The organism is Vibrio sp. ED002 (genome assembly GCF_023277445.1).
Taxonomy (GTDB): Bacteria; Pseudomonadota; Gammaproteobacteria; order Enterobacterales; family Vibrionaceae; genus Vibrio; species Vibrio jasicida.
In genome coordinates this window covers 569,318-588,485 of record NZ_CP080238.1, presented here as the reverse complement: position 1 = coordinate 588,485, position 19,168 = coordinate 569,318, and the positions used below count along the sequence as shown (strand labels likewise).

The following is a 19,168-nucleotide window of genomic DNA, read 5'->3' as shown; positions in this document are numbered from 1 at the left end:
GTAACCTTATCTTATTCAGTTCTATTTATTACGACATTAAAAAAGCGACTTGATATAGTCGCTTCAAACTTTTTGTGACACTGTCGCTTCTTTATATCATAAGAGTCATCTTCCCTGGAGCACTCATTCTAATTGATGATAATGCTTCCGCCGATATCTGGACGTTAGCAAACCAAAATGGTTTGTGCTTTTCTGCAAACACTGCACTTCTTGATAATCCATCATAGATTGCATATGCCCTAGCCTGCGCTAATGCTGCGCCATAGACACTACGCTCTAAGATGGGTTTGCTTTCGATGTCTTCAAGAACAGCAACTTTTATATGTTCTACATTCTTCGGCCATTGAAAGTTTTCTAAAAGTCTTTTAGTCACCAGAGCTTCCATATCGACAATGACTTTAGGCAAGAAAGCGGAATTTGGTCGGACATCTGCACAGGCATAATACTCATCTTTCCTGTTCGTTTTTCTATAGTTCAGCATGACTTCAATGAGTGCGTCTTCAAACGTATCTGTGAAGTGATTAATCAATACGATGCTACCTAAGCTACGAAGCGTTCCGATCAAAACACCACAATCGGGATCTTGAACATCTGCCGATTCCAATCGCATTTTGGTGACGTTGGCAGTCAAAACCAATTGTTGCCAAAACTTGGGAGTCAGGATTTTAGTATTACTATCTGACCATCTCATCATTGGGCGCGCCATTAAAACTGGGAATAGTTTGCGGCAATTTTCAATTCCAAGGCGACCAATCGCGACTCTTGCATCTGAACTGGTTTTAGCCACACTTCCTCGCTCACGCAGTCTTGAGTTTTCAATCAGGTCTATAATCGTTGAGCTTAGCTGATGGCTATTGTTAGCCAAGTCTGTCAGTTTTGAAAAGCTTAGAGATGGAGAATAGGCAAACGATGCGAACAGCTCAAATGCGGGTATAATGCTCAATAATTTATCAATTGGAAGCGTTTCAAGCTTTTTCATTAACATTCGATCGGCGACTTTCGATACATCGCTGATGACTTTTTGCAGTGTTTTCTGCTTGTCTTCCACGATTTGGCGCTTTTCTTTTACTCGCTCTTGTTCGCACATGAGAAGTATTCTTTGGTTGCGCGTGATTCTGTCTTCTTCACTAAAGATCACGTCGTCACAATATCGCCCCTGTAAACTAAGGAGCTTATCCACTTGTGACTGATCCACTTGGTGATTCATACTAGCTAGCCACTTGGCATGTCTAAGTTCGACTTCTTTCGATACCTTGACTGCGATGTCCATTGCTTCTGGTGTATAGTTTTTCTGCGTGAGCAACAAACTGCTATTCCTAACGTTGTTTTTATTTTCCTGTTGGCAAGTTTATCTATAAAGACACAAGCAGTAAATGGAATGTGACATTAATTCCACTTATAAATATATCCAAGTTATCGAAATATTATTAGTGAATGCTAATCACCCGTTGTTATGTGAAGTCGTATGTATTTTTCCGCAAACTTATAACGATATCGTTTACCAATTTTTAAGTTTGATTTTGCAAATTTACATACGCTTTTATCACCACTTCCCTTTACTTTTTTAATCTTCGCAGTCTTACCTTTATGCTCCATCTCAATCATTAGGTCACAATAACCTTCATAGCTATCAAATCGTCTATTGGTCTTCTTTTGCAATTCTGTTTTAATTTTCTTTGCAATGGGGTTCGTCTCTGAATCATCGGCTTTCGCGGCTGATGCCCCAATTAAAAAACAGATTAAAGTGACAGTGTATCGCATGGAGCTTCCTTATGATTCATAAAAGAAAAACTCTAACTTACTGACTTAATAGATATAAAACGGGGCGCAATTAATGCGCCCCATTTAACAAGAATAAGTAACTGATAGTTTTCTTAAGCTCTTTTTTTCCCTTTGCTTGACTTAAAGCCTTGATGAGGGAAGACGTTACGAATTCGCTGCTGCACTTTCTTCGGAACTTGTTTCGAAAAGGTCAAACGCATTCCTGTTCGCTGATTATAAACTTTCATCTCACCATCAAAAGGGTCATGCTCAGCAATGTCTTGCAAGTTGTGTTTAAAGGAAGGAGGAATATGACCTTTCACTTTTGTAATGTGCCCTTTCTCAAACGATATTTTTAAGACAGGTCTATCTACAGCGATAAGCCAAAAAATAACAACAGCAGCAATCAAGATTACATAAAGCATTTGATACTCCATTAACTAGACAATAGTTTATTTAAATCTTCTTTAATCGAGGTTACTTTTTGACTGGCCTTCTCACTGCGAGAAGCTTCTGAGAGTAAATATTCAATTGCGTCAGAGAGTGTACAACCTAACTCGTTCGCACGATTTGACAGTTTCTCCCAAACTCGATAGTCAAGATCAATCGATTTCTTTTTGGTATGAACTTGTTCAGCATTGAAATGGCGTTTACGCTTGGCACGAATTGCCTGTTTGAGTTTATTCTCTAACTCTTCAGACATATGATTTTCAATCCAAGCAAGCACTAAAGTTGGTTCATGTTCTAATTTTCGTAGTTCTGCAACGGCAGCATCCGCTTCACTGGTATCAATATACTTGGTGATCGACTCACCATCTTTCCATTTTTTGATCAGATATTTCCATTTCCAACCACACTCTAGATTTTCAAGCTGCTGATATTTCATCCTTTCGACCCTTAAAACACATCTGGTGACAGCGTAACCCAGATGTTGCTATACAGCAATTAAAACTCCATAAAGTATCGATGTTGATCACTCATTTGTCGAAGGTTTAATCATATGAATATTCAGTATTTTTATATTGCTCAAATTCTCGCTATGGAGTTATAGGACGTTTCGTTATAATGACCTCAACATTGAATTAAGACGATTATTAATGAACCAACTTGACTGGCAAGACGTAACTCCTTCATTTAAGCCATATGAAGCACTATTAGAAACCGCCCCATTTCTCCCTGCAAAGACGTTCACTGACCTACAACCTCGCTTGACGGCAACGTTGAGTCGATTTGCTCGGGTAAATGGCCTCACAAGAGTCCTACTCGTAAACTGCGCAGATAATGCAATTTACCGTGAATTCGTTAGAGAAGCTGTAATCGATATTGCGTCTTTGCCAGTGGTTTCAACAGAGTCTCTAGACGCAAAAGATCTATTTGATCGATATAGCGTCAATACTGAAGGTCAATCAACTTTCGAGAATGGCTTATTATCGAAGGCTCATGGTGGCTATCTAATCGTCCCTGCTAACCTCATTTTGGCAAACGCAGTAAGATGGCCGAGTGTGAAAGCTGCGATACAAGGGGAAGCTTTTGCTCCGATTAACTTAACCCCGAATCGTATTGCATCCTCTCCTTTTGTAGCTCAGCATTATGACGTTAAGTTGATCATCACAGGTGACCGAACTCAATTGGCAGAGATTGAGTTTGTAGATGACGATTTTTCTACGGGAATGACTATGTACACCGAAGTAGAAGAAGATATTCACATCTCTGAGCGTAGCCTCGCTCTTTATTTCGGCTTAGTGAATTGGATATGTAAAAAATATCAGCACCCTAGTTTGGACGATTCGGCATTTAGACGCTTAATGCTTGCCGGTATGCGTTATACGGAAGATCAACATTACCTACCTCTTGGTGTTCTTTGGCACAATCAATTGATTAGTTTAGCCAGTCAATATACTGAATGTGACACTATCAATTTTACATCGATTGATGCTGCCATTGATGACAAATACTATCGTGAGTCATATCTACCACAGCGCGCCGTTGACGACATTCTTGATGGACAAGTGATCATTGAAACTACCGGTGAACAAGTTGGGCAGATCAATGGCCTAACCGTTATTGATATGGCCGGACACCCTGTTTCTTACGGAGAGCCTGCTCGCATTTCTTGTGTGATTCATTTTGGTGATGGTGACATCTCCGACGTTGAACGAAAAGCGGAATTAGGCGGTAACTTGCACGCCAAAGGTATGATGATCATGCAAGCATTCTTGAGCTCGGCGTTAAACCTTGATGAGCCTCTGCCATATTCTGCATCTATTGTATTTGAGCAATCTTACAGTGAAGTTGATGGCGATAGCGCCTCATTAGCGGAATTGTGCTGTTTGGTGAGTGCCCTGTCTGAGTCTCCCGTTGACCAACAAATTGCGGTTACCGGCGCGGTTGACCAATTTGGCCGTGTCCAAGCCGTTGGCGGCTTAAATGAAAAAATCGAAGGTTTTTACCAAGTCTGTAAGCACCAAGGCTTTACCGGGGAGCAAGGGGTTATTTTACCTAAGTCAAACCTTAAACACCTTGCGCTACATAAAGATGTAATAGAAAGCATTAAAAATGGCGAGTTCCATATTTGGTCGGTTTCTACGGTAGATGAAGCTATCCCAATTCTGATGTCGAAGCCGTTCCGTGGTGAAGATGACAGCATCATTGGCAAGATCGCCGAACGTATTGAAAACTTTGAAAGACATGAGCATCCTTTAGGAATTGTGGAGCGCATCAAAAACTGGTTTGTCTAGTACTGATCGGAGTTGTTTAGCGTACACGTGTTCACTAAGATGCAGCTATCAAAAATTGGAGTAATTGATAATGCAAAACAAACGTGATTCTTATAACCGTGATGATCTTTTAGCCTCTAGCCAAGGAGAGCTGTTTGGTCCTGGTTATCCACAGCTTCCTGCGCCGAACATGCTAATGATGGATCGCATCAGTAAAATGTCTGAAACTGAAGGGGATTTCGGTAAGGGTTTGATCCTTGCAGAGTTGGACATTACTCCGGATCTTTGGTTCTTTGATTGCCACTTCCCTGGCGACCCGGTAATGCCAGGCTGTCTTGGTCTAGATGCAATGTGGCAACTGGTTGGTTTCTTCCTCGGTTGGGTTGGCGGCAAAGGTAAAGGTCGTGCTCTAGGTGTCGGCGAAGTTAAATTTACTGGCCAAATCCTACCAACAGCGAAAAAAGTAACGTACGAAATCCACATGAAACGCGTTGTTAACCGCAAGCTTGTAATGGGCTTAGCTGATGGTCGTGTATGTGTTGATGGTAAAGAGATCTACGTTGCGAAAGATTTGAAAGTTGGTTTATTCCAAGATACTTCTAGCTTTTAATCTCCTGCTTACAGATTATTCTTAAGGCTCCTTTTTGGGGCCTTTTTCATTTCTACATTCATCCTCGTTACAAATGTAGAAAAGGCTCTTAAAGAGCCTTTTCAAATCCTTCTGTTTGTATGTGGAGAGTTATTTGTAGAGACCAGATTGTTTTTCATCTCTGGCATCACGCCAACCACCTAACCAATATGACCGAGCATCAATTTGTTGATACGGACAAGCCTCTTGAGACCTCCCATTCAACCCAGCTTTATAGCCTTGAGATTGAGCTCGTTCTAGGCGATCACGCTTTTGTCTCTTCATAGTTAATTCCTCATACAGGTCCATTTACTAACGTACAGCTGATATTGTGAAACTTTGATGGAGCTTTTATGACTCCACTTATAAGAATCGATCAATTTGAGGATTTTCTCAAGGCATAAAAAAACAGAGGCTCATTTCTGTGAGCCTCTGCTTGATTTAAAAAATACTGACTATTTTCTACGGAACCCGAACAAACCTAGCATGGTCAAAGCCAACCAACCTAGACCCGCACCTTGTCGTTCTGCCGAATCTTCTTCAACGCTACGCGTTTCAATATCAGCAGCCGTTGCCCCAGCAATTGGGACTAGCTTAACGGCAACGATCTTCTCTTCACCATCACATGACGAGTTATGCGAGGTCGTTTTATAGCCACCACTACACATCATCGCTGTACCGGAAATTACGCCTGCATCGTTGATGTCCGTAGCATTAATGATACGGAATGCATTGTTCTCATCAGAGTGATCACCACCATTCGTTAAGTTATCTAAGAACCATGGCTTACCATCAAATAGTGTTGTAGAACGATCACTTGTCAGCTGTCCATCTTGGGTATACGGATAAATGAAACCACGTTTACGGCGAGGTTTACCATCATCTTCACGAGTGGCCTCTGCATCTAACTGACCCACAATTTCATTGTAAGCGTTAATACTACCCATGTGACCACCGGCGCCACTGAAGAAAATCCCTGTTGTTGGATAAAACGCACTAACAGACTCAGCACTCACGTTATCAACGATAAACAATCGATTAGGAGCAGAGCCTGTTGGCATTAAATAACCACCGGAACGTTTTGCTTCACCAATGGCGACAAAATTGTCATTGACGTCGGTTAAGCGAGAGTTTGAATGGACTGTATCACCATCTATACGTTGCTGTGCACCACTAACTTGTTTATTTTCCCAAGTAACGCCTGCGATAGAACCTGCTGTCGGCAATGTACCAACAAAAACAGTCGCATTCATGTAGTTGTCATCTTTGTAAGTGTTGTAACCTACGCCATACACCTTGTTACCACTTTCAGCGATACCACGCATGCTGCCTTGCGCTAAACGCTCACCATCTTTCGCAGTTCCGCTTGGCCATTCAACCTGACTGACGGCTCCAGTTTGATCCCAAATCGCTGCTTTTGATGTGTGATGGGTCCCGTTATCGTTTGAGGCTTTCTCTGAGATACTACCTACCGTAAACTTGCCATCAGTACGCCATGCACGGCTAGCGACGACAGTTGCATCTTCATCGCTTGGGACTATTGTTGGAAGAACAGGAGCTACTACTGTGTTTCGAGTTTCCAATTCAGAAGAATCAGAGCTACTCACAATACTTTGGTTACCAACAGCCTCTCCGTCCTCGGTAAGGCTGTTAATGACATTGTTGTATTTGTTTTCGTAAGCGTTTTCATCGCCTTCGACGAATGCAAAAGCATTTGTTGTAAAGTCTTTACTTAGCTCTTTACTCCATGGCTGCCAATGAACTGATGCCCAGGACTCACATGTTGAATAACGACGTTCATTGTAACAATAGCGTTCGAAGTCGTCATATTCTTGTACATAATAGAAGCCAGAGTCCATCGCAAAAGGCACTTCCTCTCGGTAGCTAACACCATCAACGGCTTCACTTGCAGATAACGGTGTTGTACGAGTCTCGAGAGCAAGCTTGAATTGTTCTGGCGTACACCCTGCTGAATCGTTGAAACAACCTAAGGCATACGGAGCATCTGTACCAGGGTTTTCTACATCCCCCTGTTGGATCGCGACACCATAAGCTGTTGAGTAATCAATATTGTCCCCGTTGACTCCAGGATCCACCTCAACCACTTGATACAATGCTGCATTCGCATTCATTGCCGTGCCAACCATCATCGCGACGGCGGTCAATTTGAATTTGTTACTACAATTCATCGAATTCTTAACTGTCCTGTTGCATTGCTTCGAGTTCTTCCCATCTCTCGAATGCGATTTCCAACTCCTGCTCTACAGCAGCGAGCTGTTCCAATACCGGTTGAGTTTCTTCTACAGATTTGGCAAAAAACGATGGGTCATTCACCTGTTCTTGTAGCGCCTCAATATCCGACTCTAATTGTTCTAGTTTAGCTGGAAGAGCTTCTAATTCTCTTTGCAGCTTATACGATAACTTCTTCGAGTTGTTCTTAGGTTGCGTAGTTTTGGGAGTTTCCTCAACCACTTTCTCTTTCTTCGCTGTTTTTTCAACCGAGCTGCGCGAAGCAAGAGCTTGTTCACGTTGCTGTCTTGCATCGTGATAACCACCAACAAATTCCTCAATTATACCGTTACCTTCAAAAATCCAACTGGTCGTTACTGTGTTGTCGACGAACTCACGATCGTGGCTAACTAATAGTAACGTACCCTGATAATTGGCAAGCATTTCTTCTAAAAGTTCCAACGTTTCGATATCCAAATCGTTAGTTGGTTCATCAAGAATAAGTAAATTGTTTGGTTTCAACAATATACGAGCAAGTAACAAACGGTTCTTTTCACCACCTGAAAGTGCTTTAACTGGCGTTCTAGCACGCTTCGGAGCAAACAAGAAATCCTGTAAATAACTCAATGCGTGACGCTGGCGACCACCAACCATCACTTCTTGTTTGCCGTCTGCTAGGTTATCGATAACCGTTTTTTCAGGATCGAGAATTTCTCGGTACTGGTCGAAGTAAGCCACCTCGAGTTTTGTACCGCAATGCAAACGGCCGCCTTGAGTTTCTAACTGACCTAATAGCAGCTTGAGCACGGTACTTTTACCGCAGCCGTTAGGACCAATTAGTGCAATACGATCGCCGCGCATAATGTTGAAGCTGAAGTTATCAACGATATTTTTACCGTCAAAAGCAAAAGAGATATTCTCTGCTTCAAAGACAATCTTGCCTGAACGAGAGGCATCATCGATGTTTAAGTTTACCTTACCCTGAACTTCACGGCGGTCACTGCGTTCTTCACGTAATTTTTTTAGAGCTCTTACTCGGCCTTCGTTACGAGTTCGACGTGCTTTAATGCCTTGTCGAATCCACACTTCTTCTTGAGCAAGTTTTTTGTCGAATTCTGCATTTTGCATTTCTTCAACACGAAGCATCTCTTCCTTCTCTACAAGGTAGTTCTCGTAATCTCCAGGGAATGATGCTAATTGACCGCGGTCGAGATCGACAATACGCGTTGCCATTGACTTGATAAACGTGCGGTCGTGCGAAATAAAGATGATCGAACCTTTAAAGTCTTTGAGGAAGCCTTCTAACCACTCAATGGTGGTCACATCAAGGTGGTTCGTCGGTTCGTCCAAAAGCAATACATCTGGATCGCATACAAGCGCACGCGCGAGTGCTGCTTTACGTTGCCAACCACCGGACAAATCCGTCAATTTTGTTTCGGGACTCAGCTTGAGAGCGCCCAAAACGTTATTAACGCGGTCATCAAAACGCCAAGCGTTCAAGTGGTCGAGTTGCTCTTGCACTTTTGCAAGACGATTAATGTTCTTTTCGCTCGGGTCATGCGTAACAAGATCAAGAAGATCATGGTAGATCTTGAGTAAATCGCCGACTTCTGCCAACCCGCCAGACACAAATTCGTAAACCGTGCCCTCTTGGTTACGAGGGGGATCCTGTTCTAAACGCGAAACCACCACATCTTGAGTCACTTGAATTTTGCCATCATCAAGCAAAATGTCTCCAGCGAGTACTTTCATCAAAGTTGATTTACCAGCACCATTTCGCCCTACTAAACAAACCCGTTCGTTTTCTTGTAGGGCAAATTCTGCTTTATCAAGCAGTGGATGGTCCCCAAATGCAAGTTGTGCATTATGAATGGTAAGTAATGCCATTATTTTCCAACCAATTTTTGAGTTGTTCCAAGTCAAACGGCCAGTTCAACTCAGAATTTTGATATTTTAACACAGGGATTGTGACGCCGTAACGCGAGAAGAGTTCATCATCTAGTGCAATATCGACAATGTTTGTGTGTTCGGCGAGACCTGCCTGACCCATAAGGTCATATGCCATCTCACAGAGATGGCATCCTTCAGTGCTGTATAGTGTGAACGCTTGTAACATCCTTTTATCTTTAATCCTTCGTTTATTCTACGTGAGACACTAACCAACAGTTGTGAATATGTTTATTGCGAGAGAAGTCTAGTGGCAATGTTTGCGAAGAAATATTCTGCGCTTTTAGCCCTAACTCTGCCAACGCAGCTTCATCCATTTTAAAGTGGCGTTTATTGTTTGAGAAAACGATCGTGCCACCTGAACGCAACAAACGCTTGAGATTGGTCATCAGCTTAATGTGATCACGCTGCACATCAAATGAAGTTTCCATACGCTTAGAGTTGGAGAATGTCGGTGGGTCAATAAAAATCAAATCATACTCACCTTTCGCATTCTCTAACCATTGCAAACAATCTGCTTGTTCAAAACGATGTTGACGACCAACACGACCATTTAACTGCATGTTGTCTTTTGCCCAGTTCAGATAAGTATTCGACATATCTACCGTGGTTGTCGAACGTGCGCCACCCATTGCTGCGTGTACGGTTGCGCTACCTGTATAAGCAAACAAGTTAAGGAAGTCTTTACCCTGAGCCATTTCACCCAAGCGACGACGAGTGATTTTATGATCCAAGAACAGACCTGTGTCTAGATAGTCGTGAAGGTTTACGATCAACTTCACGCCGTACTCGTTCACTTCAAGAGTTTCAGACTCCTGACCTAATTTTTGATACTGGCTACGACCTTTCTGCTTTTCACGAACTTTAAGAACAACTTTATTCGCTTCAACACCTGTCACCTGAATTGTGGCACGGATGATATCGGTCAAACGGCGTTTCGCTTTCTCTTCTGGGATATTCTTCGGAGCTGCGTATTCCTGAATCACAATTTGGTCGCCGTAAACGTCGATTGCTACGTTGTATTCTGGAAGGTCTGCGTCATAGATACGGTAACAGTCTAACTTCTCTTTACGAGCCCACTTACCAATCTTACCAATGTTTTTCTTCAAACGGTTTGAGAAGTCAGGTGCGATTTGAACTGTGGTACCGTTCGCTCCCTTCACTTCATCAGCGCTACGCTCTGCAATGCTGTAGTTCTTTTGGTGACACGGTAACGCACCGTTATTCAGTTTAAACTGTTTATCAGCACGCATGCGAAGACAGCTTAATAGTTCGTCTGAACTAGAGAAGATAGACGCGTTACAACCGCCAAATTCTGCTTTTAATTGGCCACCAAATGCTGTGTATAGCGCAATTAGACCTGGCTCAGTTCCAAGACGTTCACCATAAGGAGGGTTAGAAACGATAACGCCCGCTTCGAAACCAGCCGGACGGGTAAGAGTTGCAGCATCACCCTGAGCGAATTCAATCAACTCTTCGACACCAGCTCTGCGAGCATTGTCTTGCGCTACTTTCAGAACTCTTGGGTCGTTATCGAAGCCGAAAAACTTAGCGTCAACTTTTTTGACGCCACGACGAGCTTGTACATTAGCTTCAGATTTAATCTCTGCCCAAAGCTCAAGTTCGAAGTCTTCTAACGCTTCAAAGCCCCACTGTTTACGTTTAACACCTGGTGCCATGTTAGCGGCCATCATTGCTGCTTCAATCAATAAAGTACCAGAACCACACATAGGATCCAAAAGCGGTTGGTGAGTGTCCCAACCGCTGCGCATGATAATAGCTGCGGCTAGCGTTTCACGAAGTGGAGCTCGGCCAGATTCTGGACGGTAACCACGTTGATGAAGACCACTACCCACCATATCGACACCAAGAATCGCTTTGTCTTTATGCAGACGGACGTGAACACGGATATCCGGGTTCTCTTTACTGATGTTAGGACGAGGGAGCCCTTTTTTCTCGAAGCAGTCTACGATGCCATCTTTTACTTTCATTGCACCATACTGGCTGTTGCGGATTTCGCGGTTAGTACCGTTGAAGTCAACCACAAAACGCTTTGAGCTATGGAATTGGTTTACCCAGTTGATTGCAGACGTTGACAGGTAAAGGTCCATGTCGTCGTTACAGGTAAACTCCGATAAAACACGTACAAATCGAGACGCCAAGCGGCTCCACAAACAGCAACGGTAAATCTGCTCATTCGTTGCTTTAAATTTTACGCCTGCCTGTACTGGTTTGGCGTTTTCAATGCCTAGTTTAGTCAGTTCTTCAACCAGCAAGTTTTCCATGCCATTTGAAGTTACCGCGAGATATTGATTCATAGTGTTCTTTCGTCGATAAAAAATGGCTTTGATTATACCTGACTTTACGATCAATGCCTCGTTTTTAAAGGCTTTTTCGATTTGTTAGCGCAATCCATCACCAACCCTTCCCGCTGAAAGTCAAAACACAACGCCTGTCATCAAGAAATAAGTCTCTTTTTCATTACCTAATAAAAACAAGCTCTCCAGAAGGAGTGAATACTTATTTACCTTAAATTTGGTCTATACCAACTGCGAGTTGAGCGCGTAATTTACTTACAAAGTGGGCATATAGGGGAATAAAAGGTTAAATATTAGGCTCCAAGTTGTCTAATTTAAGGAAGCGCTAATGTGAAAAAAGTGAAATAAAAGTGAGCTGCTTCATATATGAGATACGAAATCCCCCTCACCTAGGGGTGAGTTTGGAGCATGTACTAGGAGAGATTTGGAAAATTCTAGGCAAAAAAAATCGACCTAGTACGGTCGATTAATGCAAATAAAGGAACGAAATACAAAGAAAATCAAAAAGGAAACTACCCTACCATTGCCATTGGTGTCATTATAAATAAGTGATTAGCACATGACATTCTGTCATGCATGACTTTGATAGGCTGGCCGAAACCAAGTGCTTTACTTCCATTGAGCAAGAACTCTTCTTGCCCTACATAAGCACAAAGGCTAGAAGTATCACCTGCCTCAAGGACAATAAACACACCTTCGGAGTGTTGATTCGTTAAGAAAACCATATCCCCTTCTTCCGGTTCGTGATCGCATGCTTGAGCATCGAAGAACCAGCTCTTAGGCTGTACAGGTTTGTGGAAGCGTTTGGCGGCCACACAATAAAGTGTTAACTCTGCTTGGCGGTATTCGTTTATGTCGAGACAGCGAATTCGTTCGTTGTATGTTTGAAACGCGCTTGCATCATCAACTGTGAATTCATTTTCTGAGAAGGCGCAATTGACCAACAGCTTACGGCATAGATTGGTTTGGAAAATCATTTCCTCCCCTAAATCCAGCATTAAGCAAGCTTTGTGCTCGTCAAAATACCAATTCCATTTGTCGCTGGGTTTAAGCATTATTCCGTTCTCTTGTGACTAATTAAACAGCAATAAGAGGTAAGACGCTTAATTACCTACTCATGATTTTTAAATTTTACAAACGAACGGACAAAAAAAAAGAGGAAACGAATTCCTCTTTTTTAGTTACAAGCGTCGATTTCTCAACGATTTAGCGATTGATCTTATAGATTTTTAACAATATCGCGTACGAGACCAGGTCCGTGGTAGATAAAGCCTGTGTAAACTTGAACAAGTTGCGCACCTGCCATCATTTTCTCTTTTGCGGCAACGTATGAGTCAACACCGCCCACACCGATGATCGGAAGTTTGTCGCCAAGCTCTTCATGAAGTTTACGCACAACTTCTGTTGAACGTGATTGAACCGGACGTCCGCTTAGACCACCCGCTTCGTTTGCATGTTTCATGCCTTCAACAACAGTACGATCCAGCGTTGTGTTTGTTGCTATAACGCCGTCAATGTTGTTCTTGATCAGAGACTCACAAATCTGGCTGATTTCGTCATCGCTCAAATCTGGTGCAATTTTCAGAGCAAGTGGTACGTACTTGGCATGCTTTTCTGCAAGTTCTGACTGTTTTTCTTTAAGTTCAGACAGTAATTCGTCTAACGCTTCACCGTACTGAAGTGAACGAAGTCCTGGTGTATTTGGTGACGAGATATTCACAGCGATGTAACCTGCGTACTCGTACACTTTTTCCATACAAATCAGGTAGTCCTCTGCCCCGTTCTCAATTGGTGTGTCTTTATTCTTACCAATGTTAATACCAAGAACGCAGTTGTATTTTGCCTTTCTCACATTCTCAACTAGATGATCCACACCTAGGTTGTTAAAGCCCATACGGTTGATGATACCTTCCGCTTCAACTAGGCGGAACAAGCGTGGCTTGTCATTACCTGGTTGCGGACGAGGAGTAACAGTACCAACTTCGACAAAACCAAAGCCCATAGCGTCAAATGCTTCTATACATTCGCCGTTTTTATCCAAGCCAGCAGCAAGACCAACTGGGTTGCGGAATGTAAGTCCCATGCATTCTACTGGACGGTTCGGTAATTGTTGACGATAGAAAAGATCGAGAGGAGTGCCGTTGAAACGTTGGAAGTTTTTGATTGCAAGATCATGTGCCTTTTCGGCATCAAGTTGAAAAAAGCCAGTTCTGGCTAGACGGTAAAGCATTGTGCCTCCGAAAGAAAAAAGCCCCGTGTAAACGGGACAATATTATTTACTGTTTTTCGTCTCAATTCAATGAAAATGAATGAATTCAGCAAAATTGTACTTCTTATTTTAATTTTTCTTATAAAAACAGTCTATTATAGCGCTATTACCTATACAAAACTGATGGCTTTTTCGTTAAAAGCAAACGATTTCACGCCATGAAAACTTAAATTCTAAGTTACATTGTCACTAGGGTTTGTGGTTTCGATTGCTTTAAGCATTAAAAAGCCTCGCATTTGCGAGGCCTTTATCTGAGTCAACTTACCCTATTCGTTCGAGGAACAATTTAGGTTAAGCAAAACCAACTCTCGAAGTGCTACTGAGAACTTCGCAAACTCATGAACTGAACCGACTTTAAATTCGTTTAGAATACTCTCCCAACGATGTAAAGACAGCTCATTCGTTGACATCCAATCCTCTAACGCTTGAATCACATCAAGATCTTCGCTTGAACAACCACAAGTCAACACTTGAGCCGTCAACTGACGTTGTTGCCAGTCTAGATCTTCACGGAATGCCGCTCGCGCCAATGCCTGCCAATTATTATCAACGGCTTGGCTATTGATTTGCTTCAAGAACCAGTGAAGTGATAAACGGTCACCCAAGTTGAAGTACAACTTCGAAGCTTGCTCTACTGTTTTACCTGTTTCGCTTGCTACTGTTGAAATATCCAGTGCTGATTGTAAGCTTGATAGACGAGCAACATGATGTGCTAGCTTCTCTTCTACTCCGCGTTCAACCCACTTCTTCGCAAGTTCGTTGTGCTCTTCTACTTCAGACTCAACTAGCATGGTGTCTAGTGTTTCAGTGATAGTGTGAACATCGTCTTTATACAAAGCAACCAGCTCAGTCACTGTGCTCTTACTGCTACGATTACGTAGTAACCAGCGAGAGATACGACGCAGTGCACGGCGTACGTAGAACATGATTTCGTACTGTGCTTCCGCTGTTGCAACGTTATCTAGAGCACGGGTTTGCTTGAGTATATCTTCCAATTCGAAGATTTCACGGGTTGCACTGTAAGCATTTGCGATATCAACCACACTCGCGCCCGTTTCTTCTTGAAGACGAGTCACGAAATTACAGCCCATTTCATTAACCATTTGGTTAGCTAACGCCGTCGCGATGATTTCTGCACGCAGCGGGTGGTTTACCATTTGATCTTTGTAGTTACGGCGTAACTCACTTGGAAAGTAAGCAACTAGTTGTTTTCCATGGAATTCATCATTTGCAATCTCGTCAGCAACGAGTTGCTCTTTTAGAACCATCTTGCCGTAAGCAACCAACACTGAAAGCTCGGGACGCGTCAGACCAAGACCTTGTTTTTCGCGTTCAATCAGTGTTTCGTCGTCAGGAATGTATTCAAGCGCACGATCCAAGTACCCAGCTTTCTCCATCGTATGGATAAAGCGGATTTGCTCTTTAACAATGCCAACACCTTGCTGTTCGGTCACTGAAATCGATTCAGATTGACGGTAAGCATCGTCCAAAACAATTTCGCCGACTTCGTCTTCCATTGATTCAAGAATCAGGTTGCGTTGTTTAACCGTTAGATCGCCATTTGATACAAGGCCGTTCAAGAAGATCTTAATGTTCACTTCGTTGTCTGAACAATCTACACCACCAACGTTATCCACAAAGTCGGTATTTACACGTCCACCTGTGGTTGCGTACTCGATACGACCAAGCTGAGTCATACCTAAGTTACCGCCTTCACCAACGACTTTCGCTTTTAAATCACGTCCGTCGATACGGAGCACGTCGTTTGCACGGTCGCCAACATCGGTATGCGTTTCGCTAGATGCTTTAACGTAAGTACCGATACCACCATTCCAAAGTAGATCCACTTCCATTTGTAGGATCATCTTAATCAGATCGTTTGGCGGCAAAGATGCTTTCTTGGTGCCCAACATCTTTTGGATTTCTGGTGTTAATTGGATCGATTTAGAGCGACGAGAGAAAATACCACCGCCCTTCGAGATCAAATCCGCGTTGTAGTCTTCCCAGCTTGATCGAGGTAGGTTGAATAAGCGATCACGCTCTACCCAACTGGTAGCAGAGTCAGGATTCGGGTCAATGAAAATGTGCATGTGGTTAAACGCAGCTTGTAAGCGAATGTGCTCAGAAAGCAACATGCCGTTACCAAATACGTCCCCAGCCATATCACCGACACCAATAGCCGTGAAATCAGTGGTTTGACAGTTGATACCCATTTCACGGAAGTGACGTTTTACCGACTCCCAACCACCTTTCGCAGTGATACCCATTGCTTTGTGGTCGTAACCATTAGAGCCACCTGATGCAAACGCATCACCTAGCCAGAAGTTATACTCGTCAGATACAGAGTTTGCCAAGTCAGAGAAAGTTGCAGTGCCTTTATCGGCTGCAACAACCAAGTATGGGTCGTCCTCATCATGACGCACGACACTCTTCGGCGGAATGACTTCACCTTCGATGATGTTATCGGAAACATCCAATAGTGCGCGGATGAAGCGTTTATAACAACGCTGACCTTCGGCAAAAATTTCATCACGGTTAGTTAGAGTGTGCTGACGTTTACATACGAAGCCACCTTTAGCACCCACAGGAACAATCACCGTGTTCTTAACTTGCTGCGCTTTAACTAGGCCAAGAATCTCCGTACGGAAGTCTTCTTGACGGTCTGACCAACGTAGACCACCACGCGCGACTTTACCGCCACGTAGGTGAACACCCTCGATATCCGGTGCGTACACGAAGATTTCAAACGCAGGCACTGGCTGAGGAATGTCAGGGATTTCGCTTGGCTTCATCTTCAATGATAACCAAGGTTTTGGCTGCTTATCTTCGTCTAACTGGTAATAGTTCGTACGTAGCGTTGCTGTGATCATTTCCATATAACGACGGATAATACGATCATCATCTAGGCTTTCAACGCGATCCAATTGCTCGGTTATTTTCTTGATAAGATCGTTCTGACCTTTCTCACTACCCTTGTGTTTTGGATCGAATCGCTTAGCAAATAGATTCACCAGACCTGTTGCTAAATCAGGGTAATGGCTCAGGGTATCTTCAATATATTGTTGACTGAATGGGAAGCCAACTTGGCGCATGTAGCGAGCGTATGCACGAAGAATAGAAATTTCACGACCAGACAGTGAAGCGCCTAGCAACAAACGGTTGAAACCATCACTCTCTAAATTACCTGCCCAAATCGCCGCGAATGCTTGCTGGAAACGATCTCGAGCTTCACGAAGATCAACGGTCTTGTCGCTCTTATGTAGCATTGAGAAATCAAGGATCCAGAACGTTTGACCATTGTTGGTTTCGATCTCATATGGAGATTCGCCGATCACACGTAAGCCTAGGTTTTCCAACATTGGCATCACGTCGGACAGGTGAATTGGCTCGTCGCGGTGGTATAGCTTCAAGCGAACTGCTTTCGATTCAGCCGCCTCTTCTTGCGGACGATAGAACAGCATGCCGAGTTTGTTGTCATCGCTTAACGCTTCTAGACGTTCGATGTCTGCAACCGCAGAACCTGGCATCATGTCTTCTTTATATGAACGTGGGAATGCGCTCATATACTCTTTCGAAAGCGGAAGACCTTTGCTTTCACCGAAGTTAGCAATAATAGATTCTTTTAGGCGATCATCCCATGAAGTCGATACTTCCATTAAGTTCTGCTCAATCTTTTTCACGTCTACATCAATGTTGTTATTGTCTACACGAACAATGTAATGGGTTCTCGCCAGCGGACTCTCTGAGAAGAAGGTTGTGAATTCAACTTCTTGCTCACAGCCAAAATACTGCTTAAGAATACGTTGTGTTTGACGGCGAAGCTCGGTGTTGTAACGATCTTTTGTCACATAAACCATGCAGCTGAAGAATCGGCCAAACGGGTCTTTACGAACAAACAGACGTAACAAGTCACGATCTTGCATTTGCACGACGCCCATCCCCACTTCTAATAGCTCTTCTTCACGAGCTTGAAGCAGTTCATCACGTGGGTAGTTTTCTAGGATGTTGTGCAGGGCTTTATACGAGTACGATCCGTTACGGTAGCCACTCGCTTCTAGAATACGATCCACTTTCTCGCGGATCAGAGGAATACTTTGTACCGCTTGGTTGTATACAGCAGAAGTGTAAAGACCAGTGAAACGGTGCTCACCAACCACTTTGCCATTCTTGTCGAATTTCTTAACACCAATATAGTCAGTGTAAGCTGGGCGGTGAATACGAGAGGCTTGATTGCCCTTAGTGATGATCAGCGCGTAAGGTTTTTTCGCTTCAAGGCGCGCAGAGTCTGACAGTTCAGAAAGCTTGATGCTGCGAACGCGACTGTCATCAGCAAACATGCCAAGGCCTTTCTCTTTCACCGGCTGGAGTTCAGTGTCACCGTTGATACTAACAAGATCATATTCCTTATACCCCATGAAGGTGAAGTTATGATCCCCTAACCAGCGTAGGTATTCGATCGTTTCATCTAAACGATCCGTTTTCATTGAAACACGATCTTTATTCTTCTCAAGGTCGTTGGTAACGATCTTAAGTTTTTCAACCATTTGCTTCCAATCATCAACGACTAAGCGCGTGTCTGATAAAATGGTTAGCAGCTCATTTTTCAGCGCTTGCATTTCATCTTTACTGGTTAAACGGTCTACTTCGATGTGGAATAGAGATTGAAGAACGCCGCCCTCGCCATTTACGTCCGTCACTTGCCCTTTCTTATCACGTTCTAGTTGCGTTGGGTTGTTGAGCATCAAGTGAGAGACAAGGTCGAGTCGCGTTAGCGCCATCTTGATGGAATCCACCAAAAACGGGCTATCCGGTACAACAATTTCAACAATAGTGTGAGTCGATTGCCAACCTTGGCGGCTGACAGTTGGGTTGAATACCCTGACAGAAATATCTTCTGGTTTCTTTTCATTGATATGATGCCACAGGCTAACAACGGCACCATAAAGGTCGGATTCATTTCGCTGAATCAAGTCATCATCAGCAATGTTGCTAAATAAGTGTTGAGCAAGTTTAGTTACAAGCGGTTGGTGAGAAAGCTCGAGTTTGTCTTGAATTAGTTGGTATACCTTTTCAAGCAGAACCGGCACTACATTTTCACGCGCGGTCATATTCACACTCCACATTAGAATTGTTGTTTTGTAGGGGGACTTAACTTCGGGTTTTAGCCTCGAAACTAAGCATAGGTAATGCATGCACTTATTGTAAAAGCATAATTACAAATGTTTAACAAAAATTCGCAGTGGTAAGAGGTGAAATGTCTGATTATGTGACTAAGATTCCTGTTTAACTCACTAGGAAT

At 43.2% G+C, this 19,168-nt stretch carries 14 protein-coding genes; 2 read left to right on the top strand and 12 right to left on the bottom strand.

All coding sequences use genetic code 11. The features are described 5' to 3' along the window. Positions 1-91: 91 nt before the first annotated feature. From ITG12_RS02930 to matP, 4 genes are all read right to left on the bottom strand, one after another. Complete coding sequence (locus tag ITG12_RS02930) at positions 92-1,306, bottom strand: HDOD domain-containing protein (RefSeq protein ID WP_248873582.1); 1,215 nt, start codon at positions 1,304-1,306, stop codon at positions 92-94. Between the two features lie 131 nt (positions 1,307-1,437). Next, positions 1,438-1,761, bottom strand: coding sequence for a hypothetical protein (locus ITG12_RS02925; RefSeq protein ID WP_042605483.1), 324 nt, complete (start codon positions 1,759-1,761; stop codon positions 1,438-1,440). Positions 1,762-1,874: 113 nt separating this feature from the next. Continuing rightward, the gene (locus ITG12_RS02920) at positions 1,875-2,186 is read right to left on the bottom strand and encodes a DUF3634 family protein (protein WP_038872952.1); all 312 of its coding nucleotides are present in this window, start codon (positions 2,184-2,186) and stop codon (positions 1,875-1,877) included. Positions 2,187-2,197: 11 nt separating this feature from the next. Beyond that, complete coding sequence (matP, locus tag ITG12_RS02915) at positions 2,198-2,647, bottom strand: macrodomain Ter protein MatP (RefSeq protein WP_038872954.1); 450 nt, start codon at positions 2,645-2,647, stop codon at positions 2,198-2,200. 211 nt (positions 2,648-2,858) lie between these two features. Here matP and ITG12_RS02910 point away from each other — a divergent pair, with 211 nt between their 5' ends. Next, positions 2,859-4,499, top strand: coding sequence for a Lon protease family protein (locus tag ITG12_RS02910; RefSeq protein ID WP_038881988.1), 1,641 nt, complete (start codon positions 2,859-2,861; stop codon positions 4,497-4,499). Between the two features lie 70 nt (positions 4,500-4,569). After that, positions 4,570-5,088: a bifunctional 3-hydroxydecanoyl-ACP dehydratase/trans-2-decenoyl-ACP isomerase gene (fabA, locus tag ITG12_RS02905; protein ID WP_038872958.1), complete on the top strand. Its 519-nt coding sequence runs from the start codon at positions 4,570-4,572 to the stop codon at positions 5,086-5,088. Positions 5,089-5,217: 129 nt separating this feature from the next. Here the strand turns inward: fabA and rmf are convergent, their stop codons facing one another. The 8 genes from rmf to ITG12_RS02865 form a co-directional block, all read right to left on the bottom strand. Next, a complete protein-coding gene (gene rmf / locus ITG12_RS02900; protein WP_005532367.1) occupies positions 5,218-5,391 on the bottom strand; it encodes a ribosome modulation factor in 174 nt (57 codons plus the stop codon). A 170-nt stretch (positions 5,392-5,561) separates the two neighbouring features. Further along, complete coding sequence (locus tag ITG12_RS02895) at positions 5,562-7,295, bottom strand: DUF3466 family protein (RefSeq protein WP_038881987.1); 1,734 nt, start codon at positions 7,293-7,295, stop codon at positions 5,562-5,564. 7 nt (positions 7,296-7,302) lie between these two features. Then, the gene (locus ITG12_RS02890; RefSeq protein WP_038881986.1) at positions 7,303-9,222 is read right to left on the bottom strand and encodes an ABC transporter ATP-binding protein; all 1,920 of its coding nucleotides are present in this window, start codon (positions 9,220-9,222) and stop codon (positions 7,303-7,305) included. After that, entirely contained in the window at positions 9,200-9,451 is a 252-nt protein-coding gene (locus tag ITG12_RS02885) for a glutaredoxin family protein (protein ID WP_038881984.1), read from the bottom strand. Before ITG12_RS02885 ends, ITG12_RS02890 begins: the two co-directional genes overlap by 23 nt. A gap of 22 nt (positions 9,452-9,473) precedes the next feature. Beyond that, complete coding sequence (gene rlmKL / locus ITG12_RS02880; RefSeq protein ID WP_038881982.1) at positions 9,474-11,600, bottom strand: bifunctional 23S rRNA (guanine(2069)-N(7))-methyltransferase RlmK/23S rRNA (guanine(2445)-N(2))-methyltransferase RlmL; 2,127 nt, start codon at positions 11,598-11,600, stop codon at positions 9,474-9,476. 512 nt (positions 11,601-12,112) lie between these two features. After that, entirely contained in the window at positions 12,113-12,655 is a 543-nt protein-coding gene (locus ITG12_RS02875; protein WP_042603386.1) for a cell division protein ZapC, read from the bottom strand. A 164-nt stretch (positions 12,656-12,819) separates the two neighbouring features. Next, on the bottom strand, positions 12,820-13,830 hold the full coding sequence (gene pyrD, locus ITG12_RS02870) for a quinone-dependent dihydroorotate dehydrogenase (RefSeq protein ID WP_038872975.1): 1,011 nt from the start codon (positions 13,828-13,830) through the stop codon (positions 12,820-12,822). A gap of 305 nt (positions 13,831-14,135) precedes the next feature. Continuing rightward, positions 14,136-18,977, bottom strand: a complete 4,842-nt coding sequence (locus tag ITG12_RS02865) for an NAD-glutamate dehydrogenase (protein WP_038881979.1) — start codon at positions 18,975-18,977, stop codon at positions 14,136-14,138. Positions 18,978-19,168: the final 191 nt, after the last annotated feature.

Bases quoted from the DNA above. Each gene is read 5' to 3' on its own strand.
- ITG12_RS02925 (WP_042605483.1), bottom strand. From the start codon at position 1,761: ATGCGATACACTGTCACTTTAATCTGTTTTTTAATTGGGGCATCAGCC.
- rlmKL (WP_038881982.1), bottom strand. From the start codon at position 11,600: ATGAATCAATATCTCGCGGTAACTTCAAATGGCATGGAAAACTTGCTG.
- ITG12_RS02865 (WP_038881979.1), bottom strand. From the start codon at position 18,977: ATGACCGCGCGTGAAAATGTAGTGCCGGTTCTGCTTGAAAAGGTATAC.
- ITG12_RS02875 (WP_042603386.1), bottom strand. From the start codon at position 12,655: ATGCTTAAACCCAGCGACAAATGGAATTGGTATTTTGACGAGCACAAA.
- ITG12_RS02885 (WP_038881984.1), bottom strand. From the start codon at position 9,451: ATGTTACAAGCGTTCACACTATACAGCACTGAAGGATGCCATCTCTGT.
- ITG12_RS02920 (WP_038872952.1), bottom strand. From the start codon at position 2,186: ATGCTTTATGTAATCTTGATTGCTGCTGTTGTTATTTTTTGGCTTATC.
- rmf (WP_005532367.1), bottom strand. From the start codon at position 5,391: ATGAAGAGACAAAAGCGTGATCGCCTAGAACGAGCTCAATCTCAAGGC.
- ITG12_RS02910 (WP_038881988.1), top strand. From the start codon at position 2,859: ATGAACCAACTTGACTGGCAAGACGTAACTCCTTCATTTAAGCCATAT.
- ITG12_RS02895 (WP_038881987.1), bottom strand. From the start codon at position 7,295: ATGAATTGTAGTAACAAATTCAAATTGACCGCCGTCGCGATGATGGTT.
- matP (WP_038872954.1), bottom strand. From the start codon at position 2,647: ATGAAATATCAGCAGCTTGAAAATCTAGAGTGTGGTTGGAAATGGAAA.
- pyrD (WP_038872975.1), bottom strand. From the start codon at position 13,830: ATGCTTTACCGTCTAGCCAGAACTGGCTTTTTTCAACTTGATGCCGAA.
- ITG12_RS02890 (WP_038881986.1), bottom strand. From the start codon at position 9,222: ATGGCATTACTTACCATTCATAATGCACAACTTGCATTTGGGGACCAT.
- fabA (WP_038872958.1), top strand. From the start codon at position 4,570: ATGCAAAACAAACGTGATTCTTATAACCGTGATGATCTTTTAGCCTCT.